Origin of the sequence: Micromonospora luteifusca, from assembly GCF_016907275.1 — a bacterium.
Lineage (GTDB): Bacteria > Actinomycetota > Actinomycetes > Mycobacteriales > Micromonosporaceae > Micromonospora > Micromonospora luteifusca.
The window spans coordinates 5065221-5090571 of the sequence record NZ_JAFBBP010000001.1; the positions used below are offsets into that span (position 1 = coordinate 5065221).

Annotated in this window: 18 protein-coding genes; 16 read left to right on the forward strand and 2 right to left on the reverse strand. The window is 68.4% G+C overall.

The window, feature by feature from the left end:
* Window positions 1–78 precede the first annotated feature (78 nt).
* The 4 genes from JOD64_RS23245 (at window position 79) to JOD64_RS23260 (ending at window position 7326) form a co-directional block, all read left to right on the forward strand.
* A complete protein-coding gene (locus JOD64_RS23245) occupies window positions 79–1914 on the forward strand; it encodes an RICIN domain-containing protein (RefSeq protein WP_204944139.1) in 1836 nt (611 codons plus the stop codon).
* A gap of 183 nt (window positions 1915–2097) precedes the next feature.
* Entirely contained in the window at window positions 2098–3681 is a 1584-nt protein-coding gene (locus tag JOD64_RS23250) for an arabinofuranosidase catalytic domain-containing protein (RefSeq protein ID WP_204944140.1), read from the forward strand.
* 564 nt (window positions 3682–4245) lie between these two features.
* Window positions 4246–5712 carry an endo-1,4-beta-xylanase gene (locus tag JOD64_RS23255; RefSeq protein WP_204944141.1) on the forward strand — a complete coding sequence of 489 codons (1467 nt, stop codon included), beginning with the start codon at window positions 4246–4248 and terminating at the stop codon, window positions 5710–5712.
* Window positions 5713–5940: 228 nt separating this feature from the next.
* On the forward strand, window positions 5941–7326 hold the full coding sequence (locus JOD64_RS23260; protein ID WP_204944142.1) for an RICIN domain-containing protein: 1386 nt from the start codon (window positions 5941–5943) through the stop codon (window positions 7324–7326).
* Window positions 7327–7397: 71 nt separating this feature from the next.
* On the opposite strand, the gene JOD64_RS23265 is transcribed toward JOD64_RS23260, so the two are convergent.
* Window positions 7398–8168, reverse strand: coding sequence for a FadR/GntR family transcriptional regulator (locus JOD64_RS23265; RefSeq protein WP_204944143.1), 771 nt, complete (start codon window positions 8166–8168; stop codon window positions 7398–7400).
* Between the two features lie 146 nt (window positions 8169–8314).
* Between JOD64_RS23265 and JOD64_RS23270 the strand changes: the two genes are divergently transcribed.
* From JOD64_RS23270 to JOD64_RS23300, 7 genes are all read left to right on the forward strand, one after another.
* Window positions 8315–9577 carry an ABC transporter substrate-binding protein gene (locus JOD64_RS23270; protein ID WP_204944144.1) on the forward strand — a complete coding sequence of 421 codons (1263 nt, stop codon included), beginning with the start codon at window positions 8315–8317 and terminating at the stop codon, window positions 9575–9577.
* Window positions 9578–9581: 4 nt separating this feature from the next.
* Window positions 9582–10562, forward strand: coding sequence for a carbohydrate ABC transporter permease (locus JOD64_RS23275; RefSeq protein WP_204944145.1), 981 nt, complete (start codon window positions 9582–9584; stop codon window positions 10560–10562).
* Window positions 10562–11389, forward strand: coding sequence for a carbohydrate ABC transporter permease (locus JOD64_RS23280; protein WP_204944146.1), 828 nt, complete (start codon window positions 10562–10564; stop codon window positions 11387–11389). Before JOD64_RS23275 ends, JOD64_RS23280 begins: the two co-directional genes overlap by 1 nt.
* A 1-nt stretch (window position 11390) precedes the next feature.
* Window positions 11391–12614 (forward strand): mandelate racemase/muconate lactonizing enzyme family protein, encoded by a 1224-nt coding sequence (locus tag JOD64_RS23285; RefSeq protein WP_204944147.1) that lies wholly within the window; start codon window positions 11391–11393, stop codon window positions 12612–12614.
* Window positions 12615–12720: 106 nt separating this feature from the next.
* The gene (locus tag JOD64_RS23290; protein WP_204944148.1) at window positions 12721–13746 is read left to right on the forward strand and encodes a zinc-dependent alcohol dehydrogenase; all 1026 of its coding nucleotides are present in this window, start codon (window positions 12721–12723) and stop codon (window positions 13744–13746) included.
* A gap of 5 nt (window positions 13747–13751) precedes the next feature.
* Window positions 13752–14504: a 2-dehydro-3-deoxy-D-gluconate 5-dehydrogenase KduD gene (kduD, locus tag JOD64_RS23295; protein WP_204946204.1), complete on the forward strand. Its 753-nt coding sequence runs from the start codon at window positions 13752–13754 to the stop codon at window positions 14502–14504.
* 73 nt (window positions 14505–14577) lie between these two features.
* Window positions 14578–15585, forward strand: a complete 1008-nt coding sequence (locus JOD64_RS23300) for an aldo/keto reductase (protein ID WP_204944149.1) — start codon at window positions 14578–14580, stop codon at window positions 15583–15585.
* 84 nt (window positions 15586–15669) lie between these two features.
* Here JOD64_RS23300 and JOD64_RS23305 read toward each other — a convergent pair whose 3' ends face one another.
* Window positions 15670–19218, reverse strand: a complete 3549-nt coding sequence (locus JOD64_RS23305; RefSeq protein ID WP_204944150.1) for a ThuA domain-containing protein — start codon at window positions 19216–19218, stop codon at window positions 15670–15672.
* A 524-nt stretch (window positions 19219–19742) separates the two neighbouring features.
* Here JOD64_RS23305 and JOD64_RS23310 point away from each other — a divergent pair.
* Genes JOD64_RS23310 through JOD64_RS23330 form a run of 5 tightly spaced genes read left to right on the forward strand, consistent with a single transcriptional unit; the run spans window position 19743 to window position 25319 of the window.
* A complete protein-coding gene (locus JOD64_RS23310) occupies window positions 19743–21254 on the forward strand; it encodes a sugar ABC transporter ATP-binding protein (protein ID WP_204944151.1) in 1512 nt (503 codons plus the stop codon).
* 55 nt (window positions 21255–21309) lie between these two features.
* Window positions 21310–22284, forward strand: coding sequence for an ABC transporter permease (locus JOD64_RS23315; protein WP_204944152.1), 975 nt, complete (start codon window positions 21310–21312; stop codon window positions 22282–22284).
* Between the two features lie 2 nt (window positions 22285–22286).
* On the forward strand, window positions 22287–23270 hold the full coding sequence (locus JOD64_RS23320) for an ABC transporter permease (protein WP_204944153.1): 984 nt from the start codon (window positions 22287–22289) through the stop codon (window positions 23268–23270).
* Window positions 23271–23282: 12 nt separating this feature from the next.
* Window positions 23283–24461, forward strand: coding sequence for a substrate-binding domain-containing protein (locus JOD64_RS23325; protein WP_307813581.1), 1179 nt, complete (start codon window positions 23283–23285; stop codon window positions 24459–24461).
* A 6-nt stretch (window positions 24462–24467) separates the two neighbouring features.
* Window positions 24468–25319, forward strand: coding sequence for a sugar phosphate isomerase/epimerase family protein (locus JOD64_RS23330; RefSeq protein ID WP_204944154.1), 852 nt, complete (start codon window positions 24468–24470; stop codon window positions 25317–25319).
* Window positions 25320–25351 lie beyond the last annotated feature (32 nt).

Consider the following 25351-nt stretch of genomic DNA (forward strand, 5'->3'; position numbering starts at 1 on the left):
GGTCCTACGATCGTGCGAATCGATTCGCAAGTGCAGCCCTCCGGAGAGCGTCCCCCACGCCCCACCAAGGAGCCGCCCGTGAAAACCCCGTCCCGCGGCAGGTCAGGACGAGCCCGCGCGCTCGTCGCCCGACTCGTGGTTGGCCTGCTCGCCGCCGCTGCCGCCGTAACCGTCGTCGCGTCTCCGGCTCAGGCCGCCGACGAGTCGATCAGTGTCAACTTCGCCACGACCAGCGGTGCGCCGACCTACCGCGCGTCCGGCTGGATCTACGGCATGACCGAGAACGCCAGCGGCCCGGCCGACCACTTCTACCGAGACGTCAAGTTCCAGTACATGCGCGCCGGCGGCGCGCAGCTCCCGGGCAGTGGCTGGGTCGGCGGAACCTACGACCGTCGCTGGAACTCCACCCTCGCCCAGGCGCGTCGGACCACCGCCCTCGGCGGAAAGTTCATCATCCTGCCGCACGACCTCTGGGGCGCGGACGGCGCTGGCATCTCCCGCTTCCCGGGCGACAACGGCAACTGGACCGACTACGACAACTTCCTGACCCGACTGATCAACGACGTCCGGGCGTCCGGGCTGTCCGTGCAGTGGGACATCTGGAACGAACCCAACATCACCATCTTCTGGAACCGGCCGATCTCCCAGTACCTCGAACTGTGGCGTCGGACCTACCAGCGCATCCGGGCGGAGTTCCCCAGCCAGCTCATCGTCGGGCCGAGCTGCGCCTGCGTGCCGTCGACCACGCACACCTTCTGGAACCAGTACCTGGACTTCGTCCGCTCGACCAACACGGTGCCGGACATCATCAGCTGGCACTCGCTGCCGGGTGACCCGGTCGCCAACGTCGCCGCCGCCAACGCCACCCTCGACCCGCGCGGTATCGCGCACCCCCGGCCGTACCAGATCAACGAGTACGGCGCGCCCGACGAGCAGAACCCGGCCGACGGCGCCTGGTACATCGCCCGTCTGGAGCGGGTCCGGGCCGACGGCCTACGGGCGAACTGGGCCAGCGGTGGCAGCCTGCACAACGACCTCGGCAACCTGTTGGTCCGCAACTCGGCCGGCCAGCACCAGCCCAAGGGGGAGTGGTGGAACTACCGCTACTACGCCTCCCAGGTCGGGGAGATCGTCGCGGTGACCCCCAGCCAGTCGTACGACGCGTACGCCACGAAGACCGCCGGGGTGGCGAAGGTGCTCATCGGCGGTGGTCGTACCACCGGGAACCTGGCCGTCAACCTGCAACGCCTGGACACCACCAGCGGCATCGTGCAGAACAACCAGGTCCGGGTCCTCACCCAACGCATCCCGCACAATGGTGGCGGTGCCGTGGCGGGGCCGGTCACTGTCTCGAACAGCGTGGTTGGGGTGTCCAACAACAACGCCACGGTGACCCTGCCGTACACCAACCAGACTGACACCTACACCGTCACGCTGCTGCCTCCCTCGGACGGTGGCTTCCAGTCGGTGGCGGTGGCCCAACATTCCCAGCAGTGCCTGAACAACGCCGGTCTGAGCACCGCCGACGGCAACGTCCAGCAGCAGAACTACTGCGACGGCGGTGACCAGCAGCTCTGGAACTTCCGCCCGGTGACTGGCGTGGCCAACACCTACACGGTGGTCAACCAGCAGAGCGGCAAGTGCCTCGACGTCAGCGGCGTCTCCACCGCCGACGGCGCGGCCGTGCACCAGTGGACCTGCCTGAACGGCCTCAACCAGCAGTTCACGCTGCGCAAGGTGACCTACTCGGGCAACGACTCACACGACTACCAGCTCGTCGCTCGGCACAGTGGCAAGTGCGTCGATGTCAACGCGGTCTCCACGGCGGCCGGTGCGCTGGTCCACCAGTGGACCTGCAAGGCGGTCAACCAGGGCAGCCCGCTGAACCAGACCTGGCGGGTCCTGGGGCGGTAGGTGTCCGGGGGAGGTGGTGCGCTGGCCGTCCGCCCAACGGCCAGCGCACCACCCCGGAGCCACATTCATTGACATGAATAGAACAAAGGTCCTACGATTCGCTGCGAATCGATTCGCCATCGCCACCACCCCCGTGGCGCGTCGACAATCCCCCGCGCTTCCACGACTCCGAGGAGCCCCCTCGTGCGAACCCCGTCCCCTGTCGGGCCAGGAAAAGCCCGTGATCTCGTCCCGAGACGTCAGCGCGCCCGGCGTCTGACCGCCCTGGCGGGTGCTCTGGTCGGCGTCCTCGTCGGCATCGGTGCCACCCCCGGTGCCCCGTCGCCAACCGCCGAGGCAGCCGCGATGGCGGCCGCCATCGAACCGGGGCAGAGCACCCCGATCATCGGTACGCCGTCCGGCCGCTGCCTCGAAGTGCCCAACTCCAGCACCACCAACGGCACCCAGACGCAACTCTGGGACTGCAACGGCAGTGCCGGCCAGAGGTGGACGTGGACGTCGAGCAAGCAGATCCAGGCGTACGGCAACAAGTGCCTGGACGCCTCCGGCCGAGGCACGACCAACGGCACCCAGGTGATCATCTGGGACTGCAACGGCCAGAACAACCAGCAGTGGAACGTCAACAGCAACGGCACCATCACCGGCGTGCAGTCCGGGCTCTGCCTCGACGCCAACGGCGCCGCCACCGCGAACGGCACCAAAGTCATCCTCTGGGCCTGCAACGGCGGCGCCAACCAGCAGTGGGCCTCGCCGACCACCACCCCGCCGCCGACCACCCCGCCGCCGACCAACCCGCCGACCGGCGCGCGCCCGTGCGACATCTACGCCTCCGGCGGCACCCCGTGCATTGCGGCGCACAGCACGACGCGGGCGCTCTATGCGGCGTACGCCGGCAACCTCTACCAGGTCCGGCGCTCGTCGGACAACACGACCCGCAACATCGGGCTCACGGGCACGGGCGGCACCGCCAACGCGGCGACGCAGGACTCGTTCTGCACCGGCACGACCTGCGTGATCACGGTCGTCTTCGACCAGTCCGGGCGCGGTAACGACCTCTGGTACCAGGGGTCCAGCGTGGTGCCGGGTTCACCGCAGAGCAAGCCGGCGGTCGCGACCTCGGAGTCGTTGACCGTGGGTGGCGCCAAGGCATACTCGCTCTACATCAACCCCGGCAACAGCTACTGGCGCGACGGGCACCTCACCGGCGTGCCGACCGGCGCGGCACCCGAGGGCATGTACATGGTGACCAGCGGGACCCACGTCAACAGCGGCTGCTGCTTCGACTACGGCAACAGCGAGACGACCCGGAAGGCCGACGCCGCCGGGGCGATGGACGCCATCAACTTCGGCAAGCAGTGCTGGTTCGGTGGCTGCTCCGGCAGCGGACCCTGGGTGCAGGCCGACCTCGAATGGGGTCTCTTCCCGGGCGGCAGCAGCTCCTGGAACCCGAACCAACGCGCGTTCACCAGCAAGTTCGTCACCGCGACGCTCAAGAACAACGGCACGTCCCGCTTCGCCATCAAGGGCAGTGACGCGCAGTCCGGCAGTCTCTACACGCTGTGGGACGGCTCGCTCCCGCCGGGATACAGCCCGATGAAGAAGCAGGGCGCGATCATCCTGGGCAGCGGCGGTGACTGCTGCAAGCCCGACGGCGGCGCCAACCTGAGCGCCGGCACCTTCTACGAGGGGGCGATGGTCGCCGGCTATCCGTCCGACGCGACCGAGAGCGCCGTGCAGGCCAACGTGGTGACCGCCGGTTACCGCTGATCCTGGCGACGCCCGAACGAGGCGTGCGCCGGTCACCACCTCGTGGGTGACCGGCGCACGCTCGCGTGGACGTCGACCCGGTCTCAGGCAACCGTGCAGGACGCGCCGTTGAGGTGAACGAGGACGGTCGTCGGCCGACGACTGTGAGCGATAACAGCGTTGCCGTCCGGTGCGGCCCCGGTGGCAGGGCGGTGCTGCTCGTCGGCTGGTCGTCCGGCGCCTGAGCACGGTCGCTCTGGGCGGTTGGTACCGGGCGAAACGTGGCGTACCGGAAGATCGGCGTGAACGGCCCGTTACGTCTTGACGAACGGCATGTTATCGCTCACTCTCGATATAGAGGACGGTCGCTCCCGCAGCTCACCGGGCGAGCCGCGCGGGGCCGTACCTCCGATCACGACGTCCTCCAGGGCATGCGGACGTCATCTCGGGACCCGGCAGTTGCCGGCGACAGCCCTCTCGGACCGCGTGTGCTGATGCCGGGCGGCCAGGATGACCGTCCCGACCAGTTGTCCCGAGCGAAGTGGCACATCACCACCACCGATGCAACCACTGAAAAGGAACGACATGAAACCCATGAGAACGATGTTGGCTGCGGCGACCATGGTCGCCGCCCTCGCCACTGGTATGACGGTGGCGCTGACTCCCGCAGCCGGTGCTGGCACGACCTTGAAGGCGGCCGCAGCCGAGAAGGGCCGCTATTTCGGGGCAGCCGTCGCGACGGGCAAGTTGTCCACCAGCGCCTACACGACCATTTTGAACCGCGAGTTCAACAGTGTCGTGCCTGAGAACGAGATGAAGTGGGACGCCACCGAGCCGCAGCAGGGTCGGTTCAGCTATACCGGTGGTGATCGTCTGGTCAGTCACGCGCAGGCCAATGGCATGAGTGTGCGCGGTCATGCGTTGTTGTGGCACGCGCAGCAGCCGGGTTGGGCGCAGGGGATGTCGGGTACCGCGTTGCGTAACGCGGCGATCAACCATGTCACGCAGGTGGCCACCCATTTCCGGGGCAAGATCTATGCCTGGGATGTGGTGAACGAGGCGTTCGCTGACGGTGGTAGCGGTGGGCGTCGTGACTCGAACCTGCAGCGCACCGGTAATGACTGGATCGAGGCGGCGTTCCGGGCGGCGCGGGCGGCGGATCCGGGTGCGAAGTTGTGTTACAACGACTACAACACCGACGGGATCAACGCGAAGTCGACGGGCATCTACAACATGGTGCGGGACTTCCGGTCTCGTGGGGTGCCGATCGACTGTGTGGGTTTCCAGTCGCACCTGGGCACGTCGTTGGCCGGTGACTACCAGGCCAATCTGCAGCGTTTCGCCGATCTCGGTGTGGATGTGCAGATCACCGAGCTCGACGTGATGACCGGCGGTAACCAGGCCAACATCTTCGGCTCGGTCACCCGCGCCTGCCTGGCCGTCTCGCGCTGCACCGGCATCACCACGTGGGGTGTACGGGACTGTGACTCCTGGCGCGGGTCCGACAATGCCCTGCTCTTCGACTGCAACGGCAACAAGAAGGCCGCGTACACCGCCGTCCTGGACGCTCTGAACGGCGGCTCGACCCCGCCCACCACGCCCCCGCCGGGCTCCGGGGTGGACACCAGCGCCTGGTACGTGTTGCTGAACCGGAACAGCGGCAAGGCGCTGGACGTGTACGCCTCGGCCACCAACGACGGGGCGCGGATCAGTCAGTGGACGCGCAACAACGGCGTCAACCAGCAGTGGCAGTTCGTCGACTCGGGAAGTGGCTACTACCGGGTGAAGGCCCGCAACTCCAGCAAGGTGCTCGACGTCAGCAACTTCTCCACCGCCGACGGCGGCGCGATCGTGCAGTGGTCCGACCTCAACGGCACGAACCAGCAGTTCCGACTCGCGAATTCGGCTGATGGCTACGTGCGCCTGATCAACCGCAACAGCAACAAGGCCGTGGAGGTGCAGGGCGCGTCCACCGCCGACGGTGGAAACGTCGTGCAGTACGCCGACTGGGGCGGCACCAACCAGCAGTGGCAACTGGTTCGGATCGGCTGACGACCGGACCGTACCCACCATCCTGGACACCGCTCGACGACGTGTCGCCGGAAGGTGGTGGGGATGGCGGCCCGCCCCGATGGGGCGGGCCGCCGCGACTGTCAGGGTGCCCGCACCTCGCCCGCCCCAACAGCCCGATCGTGCCGACACCACCACCGGGACGCCGGCACGCACGCCAGGGCACGCGCGGGCTCTGCTCGTGGGTGACCCCGATCGAAGGAGTGGACCATGAAACCCATCGGTGCGGCTCGTCCCGCCTCCCCAGCAAGACGTCGCTGGCGGTCAGGGTTGGCTGCGGCGGCGGCCGCGGTCCTGGCAGCCGGCATGCTCGTCGCGGTCAACGCGGCGCCGGCGTCGGCAGCGACCGTGGACACCAACGCCTGGTACGCCCTGGTCAACCGGAACAGTGGCAAGGCGTTGGACCTGTACGCCTCGGCCACCAACGACGGCGCACGGATCAGCCAGTGGACGCGCAACAACGGCGCCAACCAGCAGTGGCAGTTCGTGGATTCCGGGGGTGGCTACTACCGGATCAAGTCCCGGCACTCGGGCAAGGTGCTCGACGTCAGCAACTTCTCCACCGCTGACGGCGGCGCGATCGTGCAATGGTCCGACCTCAACGGGACGAACCAGCAGTTCCGGCTGGCCGACTCGGACGGTGGCCACGTCCGGCTGATCAACCGCAACAGCAACAAGGCCGTCGAGGTGCAGGGCGCGTCCACCGCCGACGGTGGAAACGTCGTGCAGTACGCCGACTGGGGCGGCACCAACCAGCAGTGGCAACTCGTTCCCGTCGGCGGCGGCAACCCACCGCCCTCGGGTGGTAGCGGGTGCGGCAAGGCGCCGACGCTGTCCAGCGGCACGCACACGATCCAGAGCAACGGCAAGAGTCGCACGTTCATCCTGCGGGTGCCCGCCAACTACAACAACAGCAACCCCTACCGGCTGATCTTCGCGTTTCACTGGCGTGGTGGCACCATGCAGGAGATCTCCTCCGGCGGCACCAGCGGGACCCCGTGGTCCTACTACGGGCAGCAGGAGCAGTCGAACAACGGCGCGATCCTGGTCGCGCCCCAGGGGTTCGGCAATGGCTGGGGCAACGCCGGCGGTGAGGACATCACCTTCGTCGACGACATGATCAGCCGGATCGAGAGCAGCCTCTGCGTCAACCCGCGACAGCGCTTCGCCCTCGGCTTCAGCTGGGGTGGCGGCATGAGCTACGCCATCGCCTGTGCGCGGGCTACGGTCTTCCGGGCCGTCGCGGTCATCTCCGGTGGGCAGATCAGCGGGTGCAGCGGTGGTACGCAACCCATCGCGTACTTCGGGCTGCACGGCATCTCGGACAACGTCCTGAACATCTCCCAGGGCAGGGCGCTTCGCGACACCTTCGTCCGCAACAACGGTTGCGCCGCCCAGAACCCGCCCGAGCCGGCAGGCGGCAGTCGTGCGCACATCACGACCGCCTACTCCGGTTGCAGGTCCGGGTACCCGGTGCAGTGGGCCGCGTACGACAACGGTCACATGCCCGGCCCGGTGGACGGCACCTATGCCGAGAGCGGCATCACGACCTGGACCAAGGGTGAGATCTGGAGGTTCTTCGCCCAGTTCTCGTAGGGCCGGTCGGCCTCAGGTGGCGGCGCCTGCTCCCGTACCCCGGGGGTGGGCGCCGCTTCGTCGGTCGTCCGTCAGCGCTGCAGACGAACCGGCTTGCCCGAGCCACTGCGACGAACCAGCCAGGCCTCGGTGATGTGGGTGAACATCGCCTCGGCGGCGCCGTTGGAATCGTGGGCGGCGATGCGCTCGTAGATGCGTCGGTGGCCCTGGTTGGACGCCACGCACAACGCGCGTTCGGTCCGGCCCATGTAGCGGGCGGTGTTGATGACCTGGCTCTCCAGTGCGCGAACGACGCCACGAGCGATGCGGTTCCCGGATGCCTGCATGATCGTGTCATGGAAGGCCCGGTCGTGGTCGTGGTAGGTGACGTGGTCGTCGACCAACTCGTCCATCCGGTCCACCATCGCGCGCAGTCGATCGACGGTCTCCGCGTCGGCGAGGCGGGCGGCGACATTCGCCATGTCGGATTCCAGGATGCGCCGGGTGACGACCAGGTCGTCGAGGATGGCGAGGCTGTCGTCCACCGCGATGGTGGCCGCGAGGACGAGCTCGTCGAGCATGTCCCAGTGTGACGGCGGGGTGACCATGGTGCCGGCGCCTTGGCGGACCTGCACCAGCCCCTTCTCCTGAAGGATCTTCACTGCTTCCCGAACGACGGTCCGACTCACGCCGAAGGTCTCGCAGAGGATCGGCTCAGGGGGCAGGGACGTCCCGGACGGGTGTACGCCGCGGACGATGCGCTCCACCAGTTCGGCGGTGACCGCCCTGGCGAGGTTGGTCGGCCGACGCACCCACGCCGGGGTCGCCGGGCTGTTCAGGGCTGTTTCCTGCGGTGGCGTCATGTCCCCCTCCGAATGGCTCGCCGTGGCACGACGTCTGGCTCAGTGTACGGCCGAGTGTTGACGTCACACGTCATACGAGTTACCTTCCGGTCAACATTGGCTCGCGGGACACCCGCCGGCCACCCCCCATATAGAGGTGACAACTGATGAGACAGCGCGCAATGTGGTCGGCCGTCCTCGTTGTGGGCCTGGCCCTGGCCGGTTGTGGAAGTGCTAGCGATTCTGGCAAGTCGACCAGCTCGGACGGCAAGTTGGTCGTGTGGGACTGGAAGTCCGGCGAGCCGTTCGCCAAATCCTATCTGGACAAGGCGAAGGCCGACTTCAAAAAGAAGCACTCCGACGTCGAGGTCGAGTTCGTCGCACAGCCCTTCGACCAGTACTACACGCTGCTCGGTGCGGCGATCCAGTCCGGCAAGGGTCCGGACGTCATGCTGTTCAACGGTGGCGGCCAGATCCGCGACCGGGTGGACGCGCTCGTGCCGCTCAACGACTACGTGACCGAGGACAAGCAGCGGCTGGCCGGTTGGGAAGCGTTCACCAAGGACGCCAAGATCTACGCCAGCCCGGTGACGCTGCAGGGCTACCCCATCTACTACAACAAGGCGATCTACCAGAAGGCGAACCTCGACCCGGCGAGCCCCGCCACCACGTGGGACAAGTTCACCGCCGACTGCACCGCCATCGCCAAGGCCGGCGCCAAGTGCTTCGCGCTGGGCAACAAGGAGGGCGTGGGCATCCAGTTCTGGCTCTCGAGCCTCGGGTCGACCACCCTCACCGCCCAGGAGTACGACGCCTGGATCACCGGCAAGCGCGACTGGCAGTCGCCCAACGTCAAGCGGCTCTTCCAGCTCTGGAAGGAGGCCGGCGACAAGAAGATGAACAGCGACGGGGCCAACTCGACCGCGATGTTCAACGACTCCTTCGCGCTCTTCCAGTCCGGTAAGGCCGCGCACGTCATGGGTCTGATGTCGGACGTGGGGCACTGGCAGGACTTCAACGAGTTCCTGACCCCGGAGAAGCTCGGCGTCATGAAGGCCCCGATCGTCACCGCCGGCACCACCCCGAGCCTGCCGTACGACGGTGGCATCGGCTACGCGGTCGCCAAGTGGACCAAGGACCCGAAGATGGCCGCCGACCTGGTGCGCTCCCTGAGCTCGGCCGACGCGTTGAAGGCCTTCTACGCCGACGCCGGCGCGATCGCCGCCGACACCACCATCGACGTGTCGCAGGCCGGGCCGGCCGTCGCCACGCTCGTCAGCGAGCTGAAGAGCGGCAAGCCCGCTCTGCACGTCGCGCTCTCCTCGAAGACGCTGGACCTGATGGGGCGCCTCTCCCAGCAGCTGCTCAGCGGTTCGATCACCGTCGACGAGGTGGTGAAGCAGTTGGCCGCTTCCGACCAGGCGGGCTGACCTCGTGCCGATCGGAAACACGCAACCGTCGGTCCGTCCGGCTCAGGCCGGACGGGCCGGCGGGGCGGTGGTCACACCCTCCGCACATCGGAAAGGCGCGCGTCCCCGTCGCGCCCGCGGCGGCCTGCGGGCCGAACGCTACGCCCCCTACATTCTGGTCGCACCGGCCGTCCTGATCATCGTGCTGCTGCGCCTCTACCCGCTGCTCCTCGGGGTCAACTTCTCCTTCACCGGTGACGGTGAGCAGAACGGGACGGCGGTCGGATTCGGCAACTACCGTGAGCTGTTCGCGGACCCGCTGTTCCAGACCGCGCTGGGCAACGTCGGGCTGCTGGTGCTGTTGCTTCCGGTGGCGGTGGCGATTCCCGGTCTGCTCGCGACGTTCATCTACCTCCGGGTGCCCGGCCACCGCTTCTATCGCAGCGTCTACTTCTTCCCCGCGGTGCTCTCCCCGGTCATCGTCGGTGCGATCTTCAACATGCTGCTCGCCTTCGACGGCCCCCTCAACGCCGTCCTCTCCTCGGTCGGTGTCGGCCCGGTGGACTGGCTCGGTGACCCGGACCTCGCGATGTTCATGGTGGTCGGCGTGCACATCTGGGCCACCTTCGGGATGGCCCTGGTGGTGTTCCTCGCTGGCTTCGCCACCCTGGACGCCGCGCTGCTGGACGCCGCCCGGGTGGACGGGGCGTCGTTACGCCAGGTCGTCTGGCACGTGATCATCCCGAGCCTCTCGCGCACCATCCAGTTCGTCTTCGTGACCACGATGATCGGGATGCTGACCTCCATGTTCGGCCTCCTCTACGTCATGACCACCGGTGGCCCGGAGGGCTCGACGTACCTGCCGGAGTACTACATCTGGATCAAGCAGGGCCAGATGAACCGGCCGGCCCTCGCGTCGGCGGCATCGACGATCCTGTTCATGATCATGCTCGTGGTGGGGCTGCTCCAGATCAAACTGCTCGAACGAGCCGGGAAGGAGGATTGATGTCTCGCGTCCGTCTGGGTTGGTGGCTGATTGCCATCCCGATGTCACTGCTCGCGCTGGCGACGATCTACCCCCTGCTGTTCACCGCCAACGTCGCGATGAAGACGCGGCGTGACTACATCCTCGACCGGTTCTCGCTGACCGACGCCCTGCGCTGGGAGAACATCAGCACGGCCTGGAACAGCGTCGGCATGGGCCGCTACTTCGTCAACTCGCTGCTCGTGGTGACGGCGTCGGTGCTCCTGCTGCTGCTGCTCGGGTCGATGGCCGGCTTCGCCCTGAGCCAACTGCGGTTCCGCGGTTCGTCGGCGCTGTTCCTGGGCTGCCTCGCGGGGCTCTTCATCCCGTTCCAGGTGGTCATGGTGCCGCTCGCCCGGATCATGGCCGACACCGCGCTCATCGACACGTACCCCGGGCTGGTCCTCGTCTACGTGGCCCAGTTCCTGCCCTTCACCGTCTTTCTCATGACGAGCTACTACAAGGGCATCCCGCCGGAGATCGTCGATGCCGCCCGGATCGACGGCAGCACCGTGTACGGCGTGTATCGGCGGATCATGCTGCCCCTGGGCACCCCGGCGCTGCTGTCGGTGGGCATCCTCAACGCCCTGTTCTGCTGGAACGACGTCCTCATGGCGCTGGTGATGATGCCCTCGGCCGAGCACCGGACGCTCATGGTCGGTGTGACCTCGTTGCGCGGGCAGTACTCCGACAACATCCCCACCTTCGCCTCCGGGGTGCTGATCGCCGCGATACCCGTCTTGTTGGTTTACCTGTTCCTCCAGCGCCAAATTGCCGACGGCGTCGCCGCCGGTTCCACGAAGGGTTGACATGCGGATCACGGGATATCGGACGCTCACCACGGTCCAGGAATGGGGGCGGCCCGTCGGCGATGCCAACGGGGTGTTCGCCGACGGGGTGGTCCCGGTCTCGATCGTCATCGTCGACACCGACGAGGGCATCTCGGGGGTCGGCCTCGGGCCGCACGTCGAGATCGAGCGGATCTTCGCAGCCATCGAGGGCGAAGACCCCCGTGCCGTGACGTCCCTGTACGACCGCATGCTGCGGCACACCTTCAAGGCGGGCCACGCGGGGCCGGTGTTCGGCACCATCGGCGCTCTGGACACCGCACTCTGGGACATCAAGGCGCAGGCGGCCGGCGAGCCGCTGTGGCGGCTGCTGGGCGGACGTGACCGGCGGGTCAACGCCTACGCGTCCGGTCTGGACATCGGGCTCACCGACGATGAACTCGTCGCGGAGTACGAGGTCTACGCGAGCCACGGCCTACGAGCGGCCAAGCTCAAGGGCGGCCTCGACATCGAGAGCGACCGGCATCGCCTCGGCCTGGTCAAGGAGGTCCTGACCGACGCCGGGCACGGTCGGCGGCCGGGTCTGATGCTCGACGTCAACGAGGTGTGGACCCGCAAGCAGGCCGTCCGGCACGTCTGCGAACTGGAACGCACCCTGGACCTCATCTGGATCGAGGAGCCGGTCCGGCGCTGGGACGCCGAGGGTCTCGCCGCGGTCAGCCGAGGAGTGTGCGCGTCGGTCGCCACTGGCGAGAACCTCACCGGGCTCGAACAGTACCGTCCGCTGATCGCCGCCGGCGCGGTCGACGTCGTCCAGATGGCCGCCGTCTGGGGGGTCACCCACTTCCTGCGGGCGTCCGCTCTGGCCCACGCTCACGACCTGCCGGTCAGCCCGATCGGCAACAGCCCGTTCGGGCTGCTGCACGCCGCGACCTCGGTGCCGAACCACCTGACCAGCGAGTTGCAGGACCTGCATCCGCCAGTCGGTGTCTCCATCGACCTGCACGTCGAGGATGGTGCCTTCATCCTCGGCGACTCACCCGGGCTGGGGGTCCGGGTGGACGAGGAGCGGATCCGGGTGGCCAACCGCCGCCCGCAGGCGCAGACGGCCGATAGTCCCAACGTCCGGCCGGAGCGGGCCGGACGGCGGCTGCTGGGCGGGGTGGACGGGGTTATTCCCGCCCGCCAGGTGCCCGTCGTGCCGCTGAACTCCCGCAACGAGGTGTCGCCGACCGCACGGCACTGAGCTGACCAACAGAACAGGGAGAGCGTGGGTGCATCGCGACGGCGGTGCACCCACGACCATGCCCGGTCGGCACGATCGACGTACCGACCGTCGAGACGGAGGAACGATGAAGGCAGTCGTCTACCGGGGGGCGCGACACCTCGGGATCGAGGACCGTGACCCGGAGCCACCGGGCCGCGGCCAGGTGCGGATCGAGGTGGCGTACACCGGCATCTGCGGCACGGATCTGCACATCTACCACGGGGACATGGATGCCCGGGTTGGTGACTCCGCGATCATCGGGCACGAGATGTCCGGGCGCATCGCGGCCGTCGGCGAGGACGTGACCGGCTGGAACGTCGGTCAGGCCGTCACCGTGATGCCGACTCGGCCCTGCGGACGGTGCGCGGCCTGCCAGCGTGGGAACTCCCATGTCTGCCACGCGATGAACTTTCTGGGGATCGACTCACCGGGTGCCATGCAGTCCTACTGGAACGTGCCGGCGGAGCTGGTCCTGCCACTTCCGGAGGAGTTGCCACTCGACCACGCGGCGCTCGTCGAGCCGGTCGCGGTCGCCGTGCACGACGTACGCCGGGGGAACGTGACCGCCGACGACCAGGTGGTCGTGGTCGGCGGTGGCCCGGTCGGGGTCCTCATCGCCACCGTCGCGCGGGGCCGCGGCGCGCGGGTGCTCCTCGTCGAGCCGGACCCGTTCCGACGTGAGGTGGCGGAGGGGATCGGTATCGACACCGTCGACCCGCGATCGACCGATGTCGTCGCACTGGTCAACGACCGGACCGATGGCGCGGGCGCCGACATCGCCTTCGAGGTGTCCGGCTCCGCCGCCGGCGTCACCACGGCGGTCGACGTCCTCACTACCCGCGGCCGGCTCGTCATGGTGGCGATCCATCCCCAGCCGCGGGAGGTCAACCTGCACCGGTTCTTCTGGCGCGAGCTGGAGCTCCTCGGCGCCCGGCTCTATCAGCGCGACGACATGGTGGAGGCGATCCGGCTGGTCGCCTCGGGTGCGATCCCGGCACGGCAGCTCATCTCCCGGGTCGAGCCGGTCGAGTCGGCCAGCGCCGCCTTCGCCGCCTTGGAGGGTGGCGGCGTGATGAAGGTGCTGCTCGATGTGCGGGAGGGCAACAAGTGACGGCCATGTTCGACCTGTCCGGACGGACCGCCGTCGTGACCGGGGCGCGGCGCGGTATCGGCCTCGCCATGGCCGAGGCCCTGGCCCTGGCCGGTGCCGACATCGTGGGTGTCTCCGCCCAGCTGGAGGCGGAGGGCAGCGAGGTCGAACGCCGGGTGCGGGCCGCTGGTCGGCGGTTCACCGCGCTGCGGGCGGATCTCGGCGACCGGGCCGCCGTGCACCGCTTGGCCCGCGACGTCACCGCCCTCGGGCCGGTCGACATCCTGGTGAACAACGGCGGCACGATCGCCCGGACCCCGGCCGCGGAGCACCCGGACGAGATGTGGGACCACGTGATCGAGGTGAACCTCAGCAGCCAGTTCGTCCTGAGCCGGGAGATCGGCCGAACGATGGTCGAGCGTGGCCGAGGGAAGATCATTTTCACCGCGTCGCTGTTGAGTTTCCAGGGCGGCATCACCGTCCCCGGTTACGCCGCGTCGAAGTCGGGCGTGGCTGGCCTCACCAAGGCGCTGGCGAACGAGTGGGCGGCCCACGGGGTGAACGTCAACGCCATCGCCCCCGGCTACATCGCCACCGACAACACCCAGGCGCTGCGCGACGACCCTGACCGCAACCAGGCGATCCTCGCCCGGATCCCGGCCAGCCGGTGGGGCCGCGCCGACGATCTCGGCGGTGCCACGGTGTTCCTGGCGTCGACCGCGTCGGACTACGTCAACGGCATCGTACTGCCCGTCGACGGCGGGTGGCTGGGCCGATGACGGGCCAGCAGATGCGCCTCGTGCTCGACCACCAGGGCGAGCCCGTGTGCCGCCTCCACGGGCTGGAGGCGTCATGAGGGCGCGTGCACTGCCGCGTCGCCCGGAGGTACGTCTCACCGAGCTGGGCTTCGGCGCGGCCCAGGGTGGCAACCTCTACCGGGCGACGACGGACGAGGAGTTCGCCTCGGGGGTGGACGCGGCGTGGGAGGCGGGCGTCCGATACTTCGACACCGCGCCGCACTACGGTCTCGGGCTGTCCGAGCGCCGACTCGGCGCCGCGTTGCGGCACCGGCCGCGCGACGAGTACGTGGTGTCGACGAAGGTCGGGCGACTCCTGGTGCCGTCGCCCCAGGACGCGCACCTGCGGGACTCCGGCGGATTCGATGTCCCCGCGAGCCACCGGCGGGTGTGGGACTTCAGCCGCGACGGCGTCCTCCGCTCCATCGAGGCCAGCCTGGGCCGGACCGGGCTGGACCGGATGGATGTCGTCTACCTGCACGACCCGGACGACCACTGGGAGCAGGCCGCACACGAGGCCGTGCCCGCCCTCATCGACCTGCGGGACCAGGGCGTCGTGGGTGCCATCGGCGCTGGCATGAACCAGTCGGCGATGCTGACGCGGTTCGTGCGGGAGACCGACGTCGACGTCATGATGTGCGCCGGGCGGTACACCCTGCTTGAGCAGGGTGCGGCCGATGACCTGCTGCCGGCCGCCGAGAACCGGGGGGTGGGCGTGGTCATCGCGGGCGTCTACAACTCGGGGCTGTTGGCGCAGGATCGGCCGCCGGCCGATGCCGTCTACAACTACCAGCAGGCCCCGGCCGAGCTGATCGAGCGGGCGCGGCGGATCGCAGGGGTCTGCGAGACGTACGGGGTGACTCTGCCGCAGGCGGCACTCGCCTTCGTCCGCCGGCATCCGGCCGTGGTGTCGACGGTGGTCGGCGTCCGCAACGAGGCCCAGGTGGCCGAGACGGTGCGACGGTCCGAGATCGCCGTACCCGAGGATCTGTGGGACGCCCTGGCCACGGCCGGGCTGCTCGCCGCACCGCCCGGTCCGGGCTTCCCCGTCCAACCGAGCTGACGACGACGTCCCGGCCGGGACCGGCTCCGACTCTCGGACACCGGTCCCGACCGGGACGTCATCTGTTACCGCGACAGCCGCAGGTCACACCGCGGTGAACCGCCACTGCTGGTTGGCGGCACTGTGGCAGGTCCACTGCAACAGTCGGGCGCCGTCGGTGGTGGCGGCGCCGTTGACGTCCACGCAGAGCCCGCTCAGCACATTGCGCACCGTGTAAACACCGGAGGTACCCGTCGCGGTGGCGGTGAACTTCTGCTGGTTGCCGTTGTTGCAGGTGGCCTGCTGGAGGAAGGCACCCGCCGCGGTGGAACTGCCGACCACCTCGACGCACTTGCCGCTGTGCACCGCCTTCAGGTAGACCGCACCGCTGCCGGCGTCGACCGCCTGCCACTTCTGGTTGTTGCCGCCGGTGGACGCCCACTGGGTGATCTGGGCACCGTCGGCGGTGGAGACACCGCTGACGTCCATCAGCTTGTTGCTGTGCTGCGCCGTGACCGTCCAGGTCTTCCCCGCCAGGCCACCGCCGGTGCCGGTGCCGGGTGTCCCGACGCCGTTTCCACCGAAGGTGTGCGAGTCCAGATCGAACGAGTTGCTGCTGTTCTTGAACACCATGTAGAGCGTCTGTGTCCCGCTGGACGCGGCGACGCTCACCGGTGCCGTGGACTGGTAGTTGTCCCAACCGCCGGTGCTGGGCACCGTGGTGGTGGCCAGCAGCGTGCCGGTCGGCGAGCCGGCGCGCAGCTCGATCGAGCCGCCACCGGACGGCGACGACAGCCGGTAGCTGACGGTCGAGATGCCCGCCAGGCTCATCGGGCTGAACGCGATCCAGTCGTTGGTGGAGATGTCACCGACGCGCTTGGTGCTCTCCGCCGCCGCCTGGTCGACGACCCGGATGCCGGACTGGCTGCTGAAGTACTCGGACTGCTTGTGCTTCGGCTGGAGGATCGCCTGCGCGGTGCCGGTGAGCGGAGCCGCACCCCCCGCACCGCCGCTGTCGGTGTACCGCGCGTTCAGCACGTAGAACAGGTTGGCGCCATCGGGGTGCCCGCCGAGCAGGTCGGTCGAGATGGTGCCCGAGCAGCCCGGGTACTCGGTGGTCTCGTGCGCGTGGTCGTCGTGACCCAGCGCCGGGTTGAGGACCACCTTCGAGCAGTCGACAGTGCCGCCGTCCGGATCGGTGACGTTGATCTGGTACGACACCTTGTCACCGAACGTGAGCATGCCGCCGTTGGACGGTGTGGTGATGGTGACCACCGGCGCGCTGTTGCCGACGGTGATCTGGACGTTGGCGAAGCCCGTCTTACCGGTGCTGTCGGTGACCTTCAACTGGGCCGTGTAGTTGCCGTTGGCGGTGTACACCTTCGACGGGTTGGCCGCCGTGGAGGTGGTGCCGTCGCCGAACGTCCACTGGTAGCTCAGCGTGTTGCCGTCCGGGTCGGACGTGCCGGCACTGCTGAACTGGACGGTCAGCGGTGCGGTGCCACTGGTGGGCGTGCCGGTGGCCTTGACGATCGGGGACCGGCCGCCCTGGATGTAGTCGATCCGGTAGAGCCCGGAGTCGCTGTTGCCGCCACCGAAGTTGGTGCCCCACTCCAGCAGGTAGAGCGAGCCGTCCTTGCCGAACTCCATGTCCATCGGCTTGTTGAACCCACCACCGGGCAGGAACGGGTTGGTGCGGGTCACCGCCGAGGAGGAGTCGAAGTGCACCTCCTTGACGTAGCTGCGCGACCACTCGTAGAAGAAGTGCACGCCGTCGTAGTAGGGCGGGAACTTCGTCGCGGACGGGTTGGCCGCGTCGTACCGGTAGACCGGCCCGCCCATCGGCGCGGAGCCGCCGGAGCCCAGCTCCGGGAAGGTCGTCGAGGCGGGGTAGCCATACCACATGTTGGGCATGACGACCGGCTTCAGGCTGGTCAGCCCGGTGTTGTTGGGCGAGTTGTTGACCGGTGCCGAGCAGTTGAACTTCGCGCCGACGACGCCGGTGTCCGGGTTGAACGGCGCGTAGGGCTGGTTGTTACCGTGACAGAACGGCCAGCCGTAGTTGCCGGGCGTCTTGATCACGTTCAACTCGACGAGGCCCTCCGGGCCACGGTTGGTGGTGGGCGGGTTGCGGTCGGGTCCGTAGTCCGCCAGGTAGACCCAGCCGTTGGCGGGGTCGATCGAGAAGCGGAACGGGTTGCGGAAGCCCATCGCGTAGATTTCCGGCTTGGTCTGTGCGGTGCCCTGGGGGTAAAGGTTGCCCGTCGGGATGGTGTAGCCGCCGCTGGCCGAGGGCCGGATGCGCAGCAGCTTGCCGCGCAGGTCGTTGGTGTTGCCCGCGGACCGGGCGGCGTCCAGGTTGGACTTGCCCGAGCGCCAGTCCAGCGGGGCGTAACCCTGCCAGTTGGGGTCGAGGTTCGGCGGCGTGTCGTCACCGGTGCCGATGAAGAGGTTGCCGTCCGGGCCGAACTCGATGTAACCGCCGGTGTGGCCGGGCTCGGGGAACGTCCGGTCACGGTAGGCCGGAATGTCGATGATCGTCACACCGCTGGACATGTTCAGCGTGTCACCGCTGAGCGTGTAGCGGGAGACGCGGTTGACGTCGGTCGAGCTGCTCGCCGGCGAGTGGTACAGGTACACGTACCCGTTGGTGGCGAAGTTGGGGTCGAGCGCCATACCGGTGAGACCGTCCTCGCCGCCGGTGTAGACGCTCAGCGTCCCGGCGGTCACGGTGCTGTTGGTGGAGGGCTTGAAGATCTTCAACTGCCCGCCGCGCTGGGCGTAGAACACCCGTCCGTCCGGGGCCACCGCCATCGCCATCGGGTCGACGGTGTTGTCGTCGAGGGTGCGCTTCTCGAAGTTGCCCCAGACGGTGCCGCCGCAGTCGCCGGCGACGTTACCGGCGGCCCACTTCACGCCACCGAGCACGTGGTTGCGGAAGTTCGTCTCGCTGTAGGAGTCGATCGCGTGGCCCATCGCGGTGGCCCACACCCGCCCGCCAGCGGTGTTGCGACACCAGGAGATCGGGTGGTCCGGGCCCATCGCCCGAGATCCGGGGTTGTACGTGCGCTCGTCGGCGGTCACCAGAACGTGCACCTTGCCGCGCGGGTTGGAGTCGAAGTTGTACCACTCCTCGCTGCGGTTCCAGCGATCCGGCAGCCCGGCCGTCGACGGGTGCTGCTTGTCGGCGACGATGGCGGTGCCGGGGAGCACGCCGGGGGAGTGCTCGGGCATGTGGGCGCCGCCGTTGATGGTCTGGTCCCACCACGGGTACTCGGTGTCGATGCCCATGTCGGTGGCGTTGTGGATGCCGACGATGCCCTTGCCGCTGGCGAGGTAACCCTCCACCGCCTGGCGCTGGGCCGCCGAGGTCCAGACCATGCCGGAGGTCTGGAACATGATGATGACGTCGAAGGTCGCCAGGTTGCTGGCGGTGAAGACACTCGAGTCCTCGGTCGCCACCAGCTCGAAGTTGTTCGCCGCGGCCTGCTGCTGGAACATCGCGATCCCGGCGGGGATCGAGTCGTGCCGGTAGCCGGCGGTCTTGGTGAACAGCAGGGCGCGGAAGGCCGGGGCCGCCGACGCGGGTGGGGCGAGCCCGAGCGCCAGCAACAGGCCGGCGATCACTGAGATGAGCAATGTGTTGCGACGCATGCCGTCTCCTAGGTTGGGCGGTCGTGGGGGTTGCGATCACGGGCCCTACGGTGCGTCAGGTTGTGCCTGGACGCCTGGGCGGGCACGAGCGCGCGCTGGGCTGTCCTCGTGCCGTTCGCCGAAACGGCAGTCAGACCGGCAGGACGTCACACAGCGTGATGCTGACCGTGGTTCTCGTCCCGTGGCCCACGAGGTCAGGATGAGCTAGAGATCGATAGCTGTCAATTAACGAAGGCAGCGTCCGTCGTCCTGCCCGGTGGACGACGGCCGCGAGTGGCTCCCTCGCTGCGGTGCTGCTGTCGATCAGGGGCCGGCCTGGCAGCCGGCCTAGATCGAGGATTGCGGACCCGCATCCAAACATCTATCTTCATACGTGTGATGTTTCGTTGATGTCAAGAGAATGTTTTCGATGTACGAACGTAAGCCGCAGCCGTTCCTACGAAAGTTTGATGTCCAGCACTTCGAAGTCGCCGTAGTGTGGCATTGAATTCTGTCGATAATTACTGTCTGTGAGGGCACTCGGGATGTCAGACTCGCGGCCGGTGCCGCTGCTCACCCTTCGGGGGATTGGCAAGTCCTTCCTCGGAGTACGCGTTCTCGGCGATGTCGACCTCGACGTCGCGCCAGGTGAGGTCCACGCGGTCGTCGGTGAGAACGGCGCCGGGAAGTCGACTCTCATGAAGATCGTCTCGGGTGGGTACGCCCCGGACGAGGGCACCGTCGAGTTCGCCGGTGAACCGCGCGCGTTCCGAGGCCCACGCGACGCCCAGCGGGCTGGCGTCGGCATCATCCACCAGGAGTTCAACCTGCTCCCGGATCGCACCGTCGCGGAGAACGTCTACCTGGGGCACGAGCCGGTCCGTCGTGGTCTGGTCGACCGTCGGGCAATGATCGAACGCACCAGGCGACTGCTCGACTCGATCGGGGAGACCACGTTGCCGGCCGACGCCCGGGTGGGGCAGCTCGGTGTCGCACAGCAGCAGGTCGTCGAGATCGCCAAGGCTCTCGCCCTGGACGCGCGGCTGCTCATCATGGACGAGCCGACCGCCGCGCTGGCCGACCACGAGGTCGAGCTGCTCTACGGGTTGGTGCGCCGACTCCAGGCGCGGGGCATCGGTCTGCTGTACGTCTCGCACCGGCTCACGGAGGTCTTCGACCTGTCGAGCCGGATCACGGTCCTCAAGGACGGCCGTCGGGTCACCACCGTCGACACCGCGGACACCACCGGCGACGAGCTGGTGCGGCACATGGTCGGCCGCGCGCTGTCCAGCTACTACCCGGACCGGGCCCGCCCCGACGACCTCGGCCCGGTGCGGCTCACCGTCAGCGATGCGGGTAACCGGAAGCTGCGTGGCGTGGGCCTCCAGTTGCGCGCCGGCGAGGTCCTCGGCGTCGGCGGCCTCCAGGGCTCCGGGCGTTCGGCGCTGGCCCGCGCGCTCTTCGGGGTGTCGCCGTTCACCACCGGCGACGTCACGCTCGACGGCCGGCCGATCCGCCTGCGCTCACCCCGCACCGCGATGCGCGCCGGCATCGCCTACGTCACGGAGGACCGCAAGGGTGAGGGCATCGTCGGTCGGCAGTCGGTCCTCGACAACGCGCTGCTCGCCAGCCGGGCCGTCTTCGCGGCGCGATCCGGCCGCGCTGCCCGCACCGCCCGGGTACGCGAGGTGCTCGCCGCCGTGGAGGTTCGCGCCGCAGGGGACGACCAGGAGATCCGCTTTCTGTCCGGCGGCAACCAGCAGAAGGTCGTACTGGCCCGCTGGCTCGCGCTCAACCCGCGGATCCTGCTCTTCGACGAGCCGACCCGAGGCATCGACGTGGGTGCGAAGTCAGCCATCCACGACCTCGTCCGCCGCCTCGCCAGTGACGGCGCGGCCGTGCTGATGATCTCGTCTGATCTGCCGGAGCTGTTGGGGATGAGCGACCGGATCGTCGTGATGCGCGACGGCCGCATCGCGGGTGAACTGCCCGCCGGCGCGACCGAGGAGGACGTCGTCGCCCTGGCGGTCGGGACCGTGCGAGAGGTTGCCCAGTGAGCGCGAGGAGTGAGCCGGTTTTGCGAGCCCCGCAGTCGCGAACGGAGGTTGCCCAGTGAGCGCGCTGTCGTTGCTGCCGGCCCGCCGACCCGTGCCGGGTGTGTTCGTGGCCCTGACCCTCACTCTGGCGATCGGCTGGCTGGTTGTCCTGATGGACGGCGGTCAGCTCTTCAACCAGTCCACGACGGTGAGTCTCCTGCACGTCGCGGCAGGCCTCGGGCTCGTCGCTGTCGGCCAGACCCTGGTCATCCTGGGCGGCTCGCTCGACCTCTCCGTGGCGTACGTGATCAGCCTCAGCACTCTGGTCGCGGCCGAGACGATGAACGGCAGCGACGGCGCTCTGCTGCCGGCGATCGGCCTGGCGCTCGTCGTCAGCGCCGGCGTCGGGCTGCTCAACGGGCTCCTCGTCACCAAGCTCCGGGTCAACGCGTTCATCGCGACCCTCGGCGTCGGGCTGCTGCTCAAGGGGTACCTCGACAACGGCTACGACGGGCCGGCCGGCACCACTTCGCCCGCGCTCGTGCAGTCGCTCGGCTACCAGCGGATCGGCCCGGTGCCGGTGTCGTTCCTGCTGCTGGTCGCCGTGACCGCAGCGGCCTGGTTCGCGCTCTCGAAGACCCGCTTCGGCCACCATCTGGTCGCCGTCGGTGGGGATCCGGAGGTGGCCCGGCTCTCCGGCGTCCGCAACGACCGGATCCTCGTCACCGCCCACGTGCTGTGTTCGATGTGTGCCGGGCTCGCGGGTGTCTACCTCGCCAGTCGGCTCGGCTCGGGCGCGCCCCGGGTGGGCACCGAGGGCCTCTACGACCTGGAGTCGATCGCCGCGGTGGTCATCGGTGGGACCGCCCTCGCCGGTGGACGCGGCGGCGTCGTCGGCACGGTCGGGGGAGTGTTGCTGCTTGCCAGCATCGACGCGATCTTCAACCAGCTCGAGGTCGACGCCTTCTTCAAGCAGGTGATCCGGGGCGCGATCATCATCGCCGCGGTCGCCGTCTACGCCCGCAGGGCCATGCGAAAGGCGGCTGCCTAGCCATGCAGACCGTTCAGCGTCGTACGTTGCCGCTGCGTCTCCCGCGGGTCCGCCCCGGTGGTGTCCTGCCGATCCTCGCGATTCTCGCGGTGCTGTTGGTGCTCGTCGGCATCCGGCAGCCCGACTTCCTCTCCCCACCGTCGCTGATGTCGTTCCTCGGTCGTTCGGCGCCGATCATCCTGCTCGCCGCCGGCCAGTACTTCGTGATCGTCTCCGGAGAGTTCGACCTCTCGGTCGGTTCCCTGGTCACCGCGCAGGTGGTCGTCGCTGCCCGGCTGATCGACGGCGATCCGACGCGCACGTGGCCGGTGGTGCTGCTCCTGCTTGCCTTCGGAGCACTCGTCGGGCTGGTCAACGGCCTGATCACGACGCGGCTGCGGGTGCCGTCGTTCATCACCACCCTCGGCATGTTCCTGATCCTCGTCGGCGCGGTCTATCTGTGGTCCGACGGCGCCCCGAAGGGTGGGCTGTCCGAGGAGTTCCGGCGGTTCGGTCGGCGGGCCTTCGAGGACGTGCCGCTGCTCGGTCGCGTGCCGTACGCGCTGTTGGTCCTTCTGGCTCTGGCGGCGGTGGCCGTGCTGCTGATGCGGTCCGACTTCGGCCGGACGCTGGTCGCCGTCGGTGACAACCCGCGTACCGCCGAGTTGAGCGGGGTGCGCGTCTGGCGTACCCGAACGATCGCCTTCATCCTCAGCGGGCTCGCGGCGGCGGCTGCGGCGATCCTCCTGGGCGGCTACAGCGGCGTGTCGTTCCAGGCCGGCGCCGGCCTGGAATTCGGCGCGATCACCGCGGTCGTCCTCGGTGGCGTCGCGTTGGGCGGGGGCCGAGGCTCGGTCGTCGGCGCGATGCTCGGGGCGCTGACCCTCGAACTGCTTTTCGCCCTCATGAATTTCTACGGCGTCTCCGGCGCCCTCAGGTCGACCGTCCAGGGCGCGATCATCCTGCTCGCCGTGGCGGTCTCGGCAACACGTTCTTCGTCGAGATAAAGGGGAACCATAGTGCGACGTTCCATGGCGGCTCTGGCCGCTGTCACCCTGCTGTCCCTCACGGCCTGTGCCACCGACGAGCCGGCCGCGAGCCCTTCGGGCAGTGCGCCCGCCGGCTCGGGCACCGGGGACCAGTCGAAGTTCTTTGTGCAGGCCGACTATGACGCCGAGCTTTCGCTGCTCACCGCGGCCCCGACGGGTCCCGCCGACAAGCCGTGGGAGCAGGTGCTCAATCCGAAGATGGTGGACACCGCCAAGTTCAAGAAGACGGGTCCGCACAAGATCTGCTTCTCGAACGCCGCGCTGAACAACCCCTGGCGGCAGGTCGGGTTCAAGACCATGCAGGCCGAGGTGGAGGCGCAGAAGAGTCGCATCAAGGAGTTCGTGCACGTCGACGCCGAGGGCAAGGACCAGAAGCAGATCGCGGACATCAACGACCTGCTCGGCAAGGACTGTGACGCGCTGATCGTCTCGCCGAACACCACCGCCACGCTCACCCCGGCCGTCGAGGCGGCCTGCCAGGCGGGGCTGCCGGTCGTCGTCTTCGACCGCGGCGTCAACACCAAGTGCCCGGTGACGTTCATCAACCCCATTGGCGGGTACGGGTTCGGTCACGTCGGAGCCGAGTTCGTCAGCCAGAAGATGAAGCCCGGTGGGAAGGTTCTCGCCCTGCGGATCCTCCCCGGCGTCGACGTGCTGGAAACCCGCTGGTCGGCGGCGAAGGTGGCGTTCGACAAGGCGAAGGTCGACGTCGTGGGCGTCGAGTTCACCGACGGTGATCCGGCCAAGACCAAGAAGATCGTCGACGACTACATCCAGCGGTACGGCACGATCGACGGCGTCTGGATGGATGCCGGAGCGGTGGCCGTCGCGGCGGTCGAGGCGTTTCAGGACGCGGGCAAGCCGGTTCCGCCGATGAACGGCGAGGACCAGCTCGACTTTCTGAAGATCTGGAAGGACAAGAACCTGACCGCGATCGCGCCGACCTACCCGACCTACCAGTGGCGGACGCCGATCATCGCGGCGCTGCGGATCCTCGACGGCGAGCAGGTGTCCAGCCCGTGGAAGCTGCCACAGCCGACCGTCACCCAGGACAACCTGGACCGGTACCTCGATCCGAGCATGCCGCCGCTGCACTACGCGATGTGCGGCTGCACCGACCTGCCCGGTTACCCGCAGCGCTGGAAGTAGGTCGCGGTGTACGCCATCGGTGTCAACCCCTGGGTGTGGGCCTCGCCAGTCGACGACAAGGCCTTGGCCGAGTTGATCCCGCGGATCGCCTCGTTCGGCTTCGACGCGGTCGAACTGCCGATCGAGCAGCCGGGTGACTGGGACCCGGTCCGCACCCGGGACCTGCTGGCCGAGCATGGCCTCGTCGCGGCCGGCGTCTGTGCGGTCACCCCGCCTGGGCGGGACCTGGTAAACGCCGCACCGGCCGTCGTGGAGTCGACCGTCGCGTACCTCAAGGGGTGCGTGGCGGTCGCGGCGGCCGTAGGCGCGCCGTGCGTCGGCGGTCCCGTGTACGCCTCGGTCGGGCGCACCTGGCGGATGGCACCGATGGCTCGCGCGGCCTGCTACGCCGAGTTTCGGCGAGCCCTGGCGCCGGTGGCCGAGCAGGCGGGCGAGTGCGGCGTGAGCATCGGTGTCGAGGCGTTGAACCGCTACGAGACGAGCGTCGTCAACACGATCGAGCAGACGGTCGAGCTCATCGACGGTCTTCCTCCGAACGTCGGCATCATGATCGATACCTATCACATGAACATCGAGGAGGCCGATCCCTACGCGGCCCTCTCGGTCGCCGGCCCGCACATCAAGCACGTCCAGGTCAGCGGGACCAACCGGGGCGCACCCGGTGCGGACCACTTCGACTGGCCCCGTTTCTTCACCTTTCTGCGGGACACCGGCTATCAGGGTGCGATCTGCATCGAGTCGTTCACGGCGGAGAACGAGACCATCGCGACCGCCGCGGCGATCTGGCGTCCGTTGGCGCCCTCACAGGACCGTCTCGCCACGGACGGCCTGCGCTATCTCCGGGAGATCCTCGGGTGACCGCCGCCGCTCACCGCCCGCCCCGTCCCGGA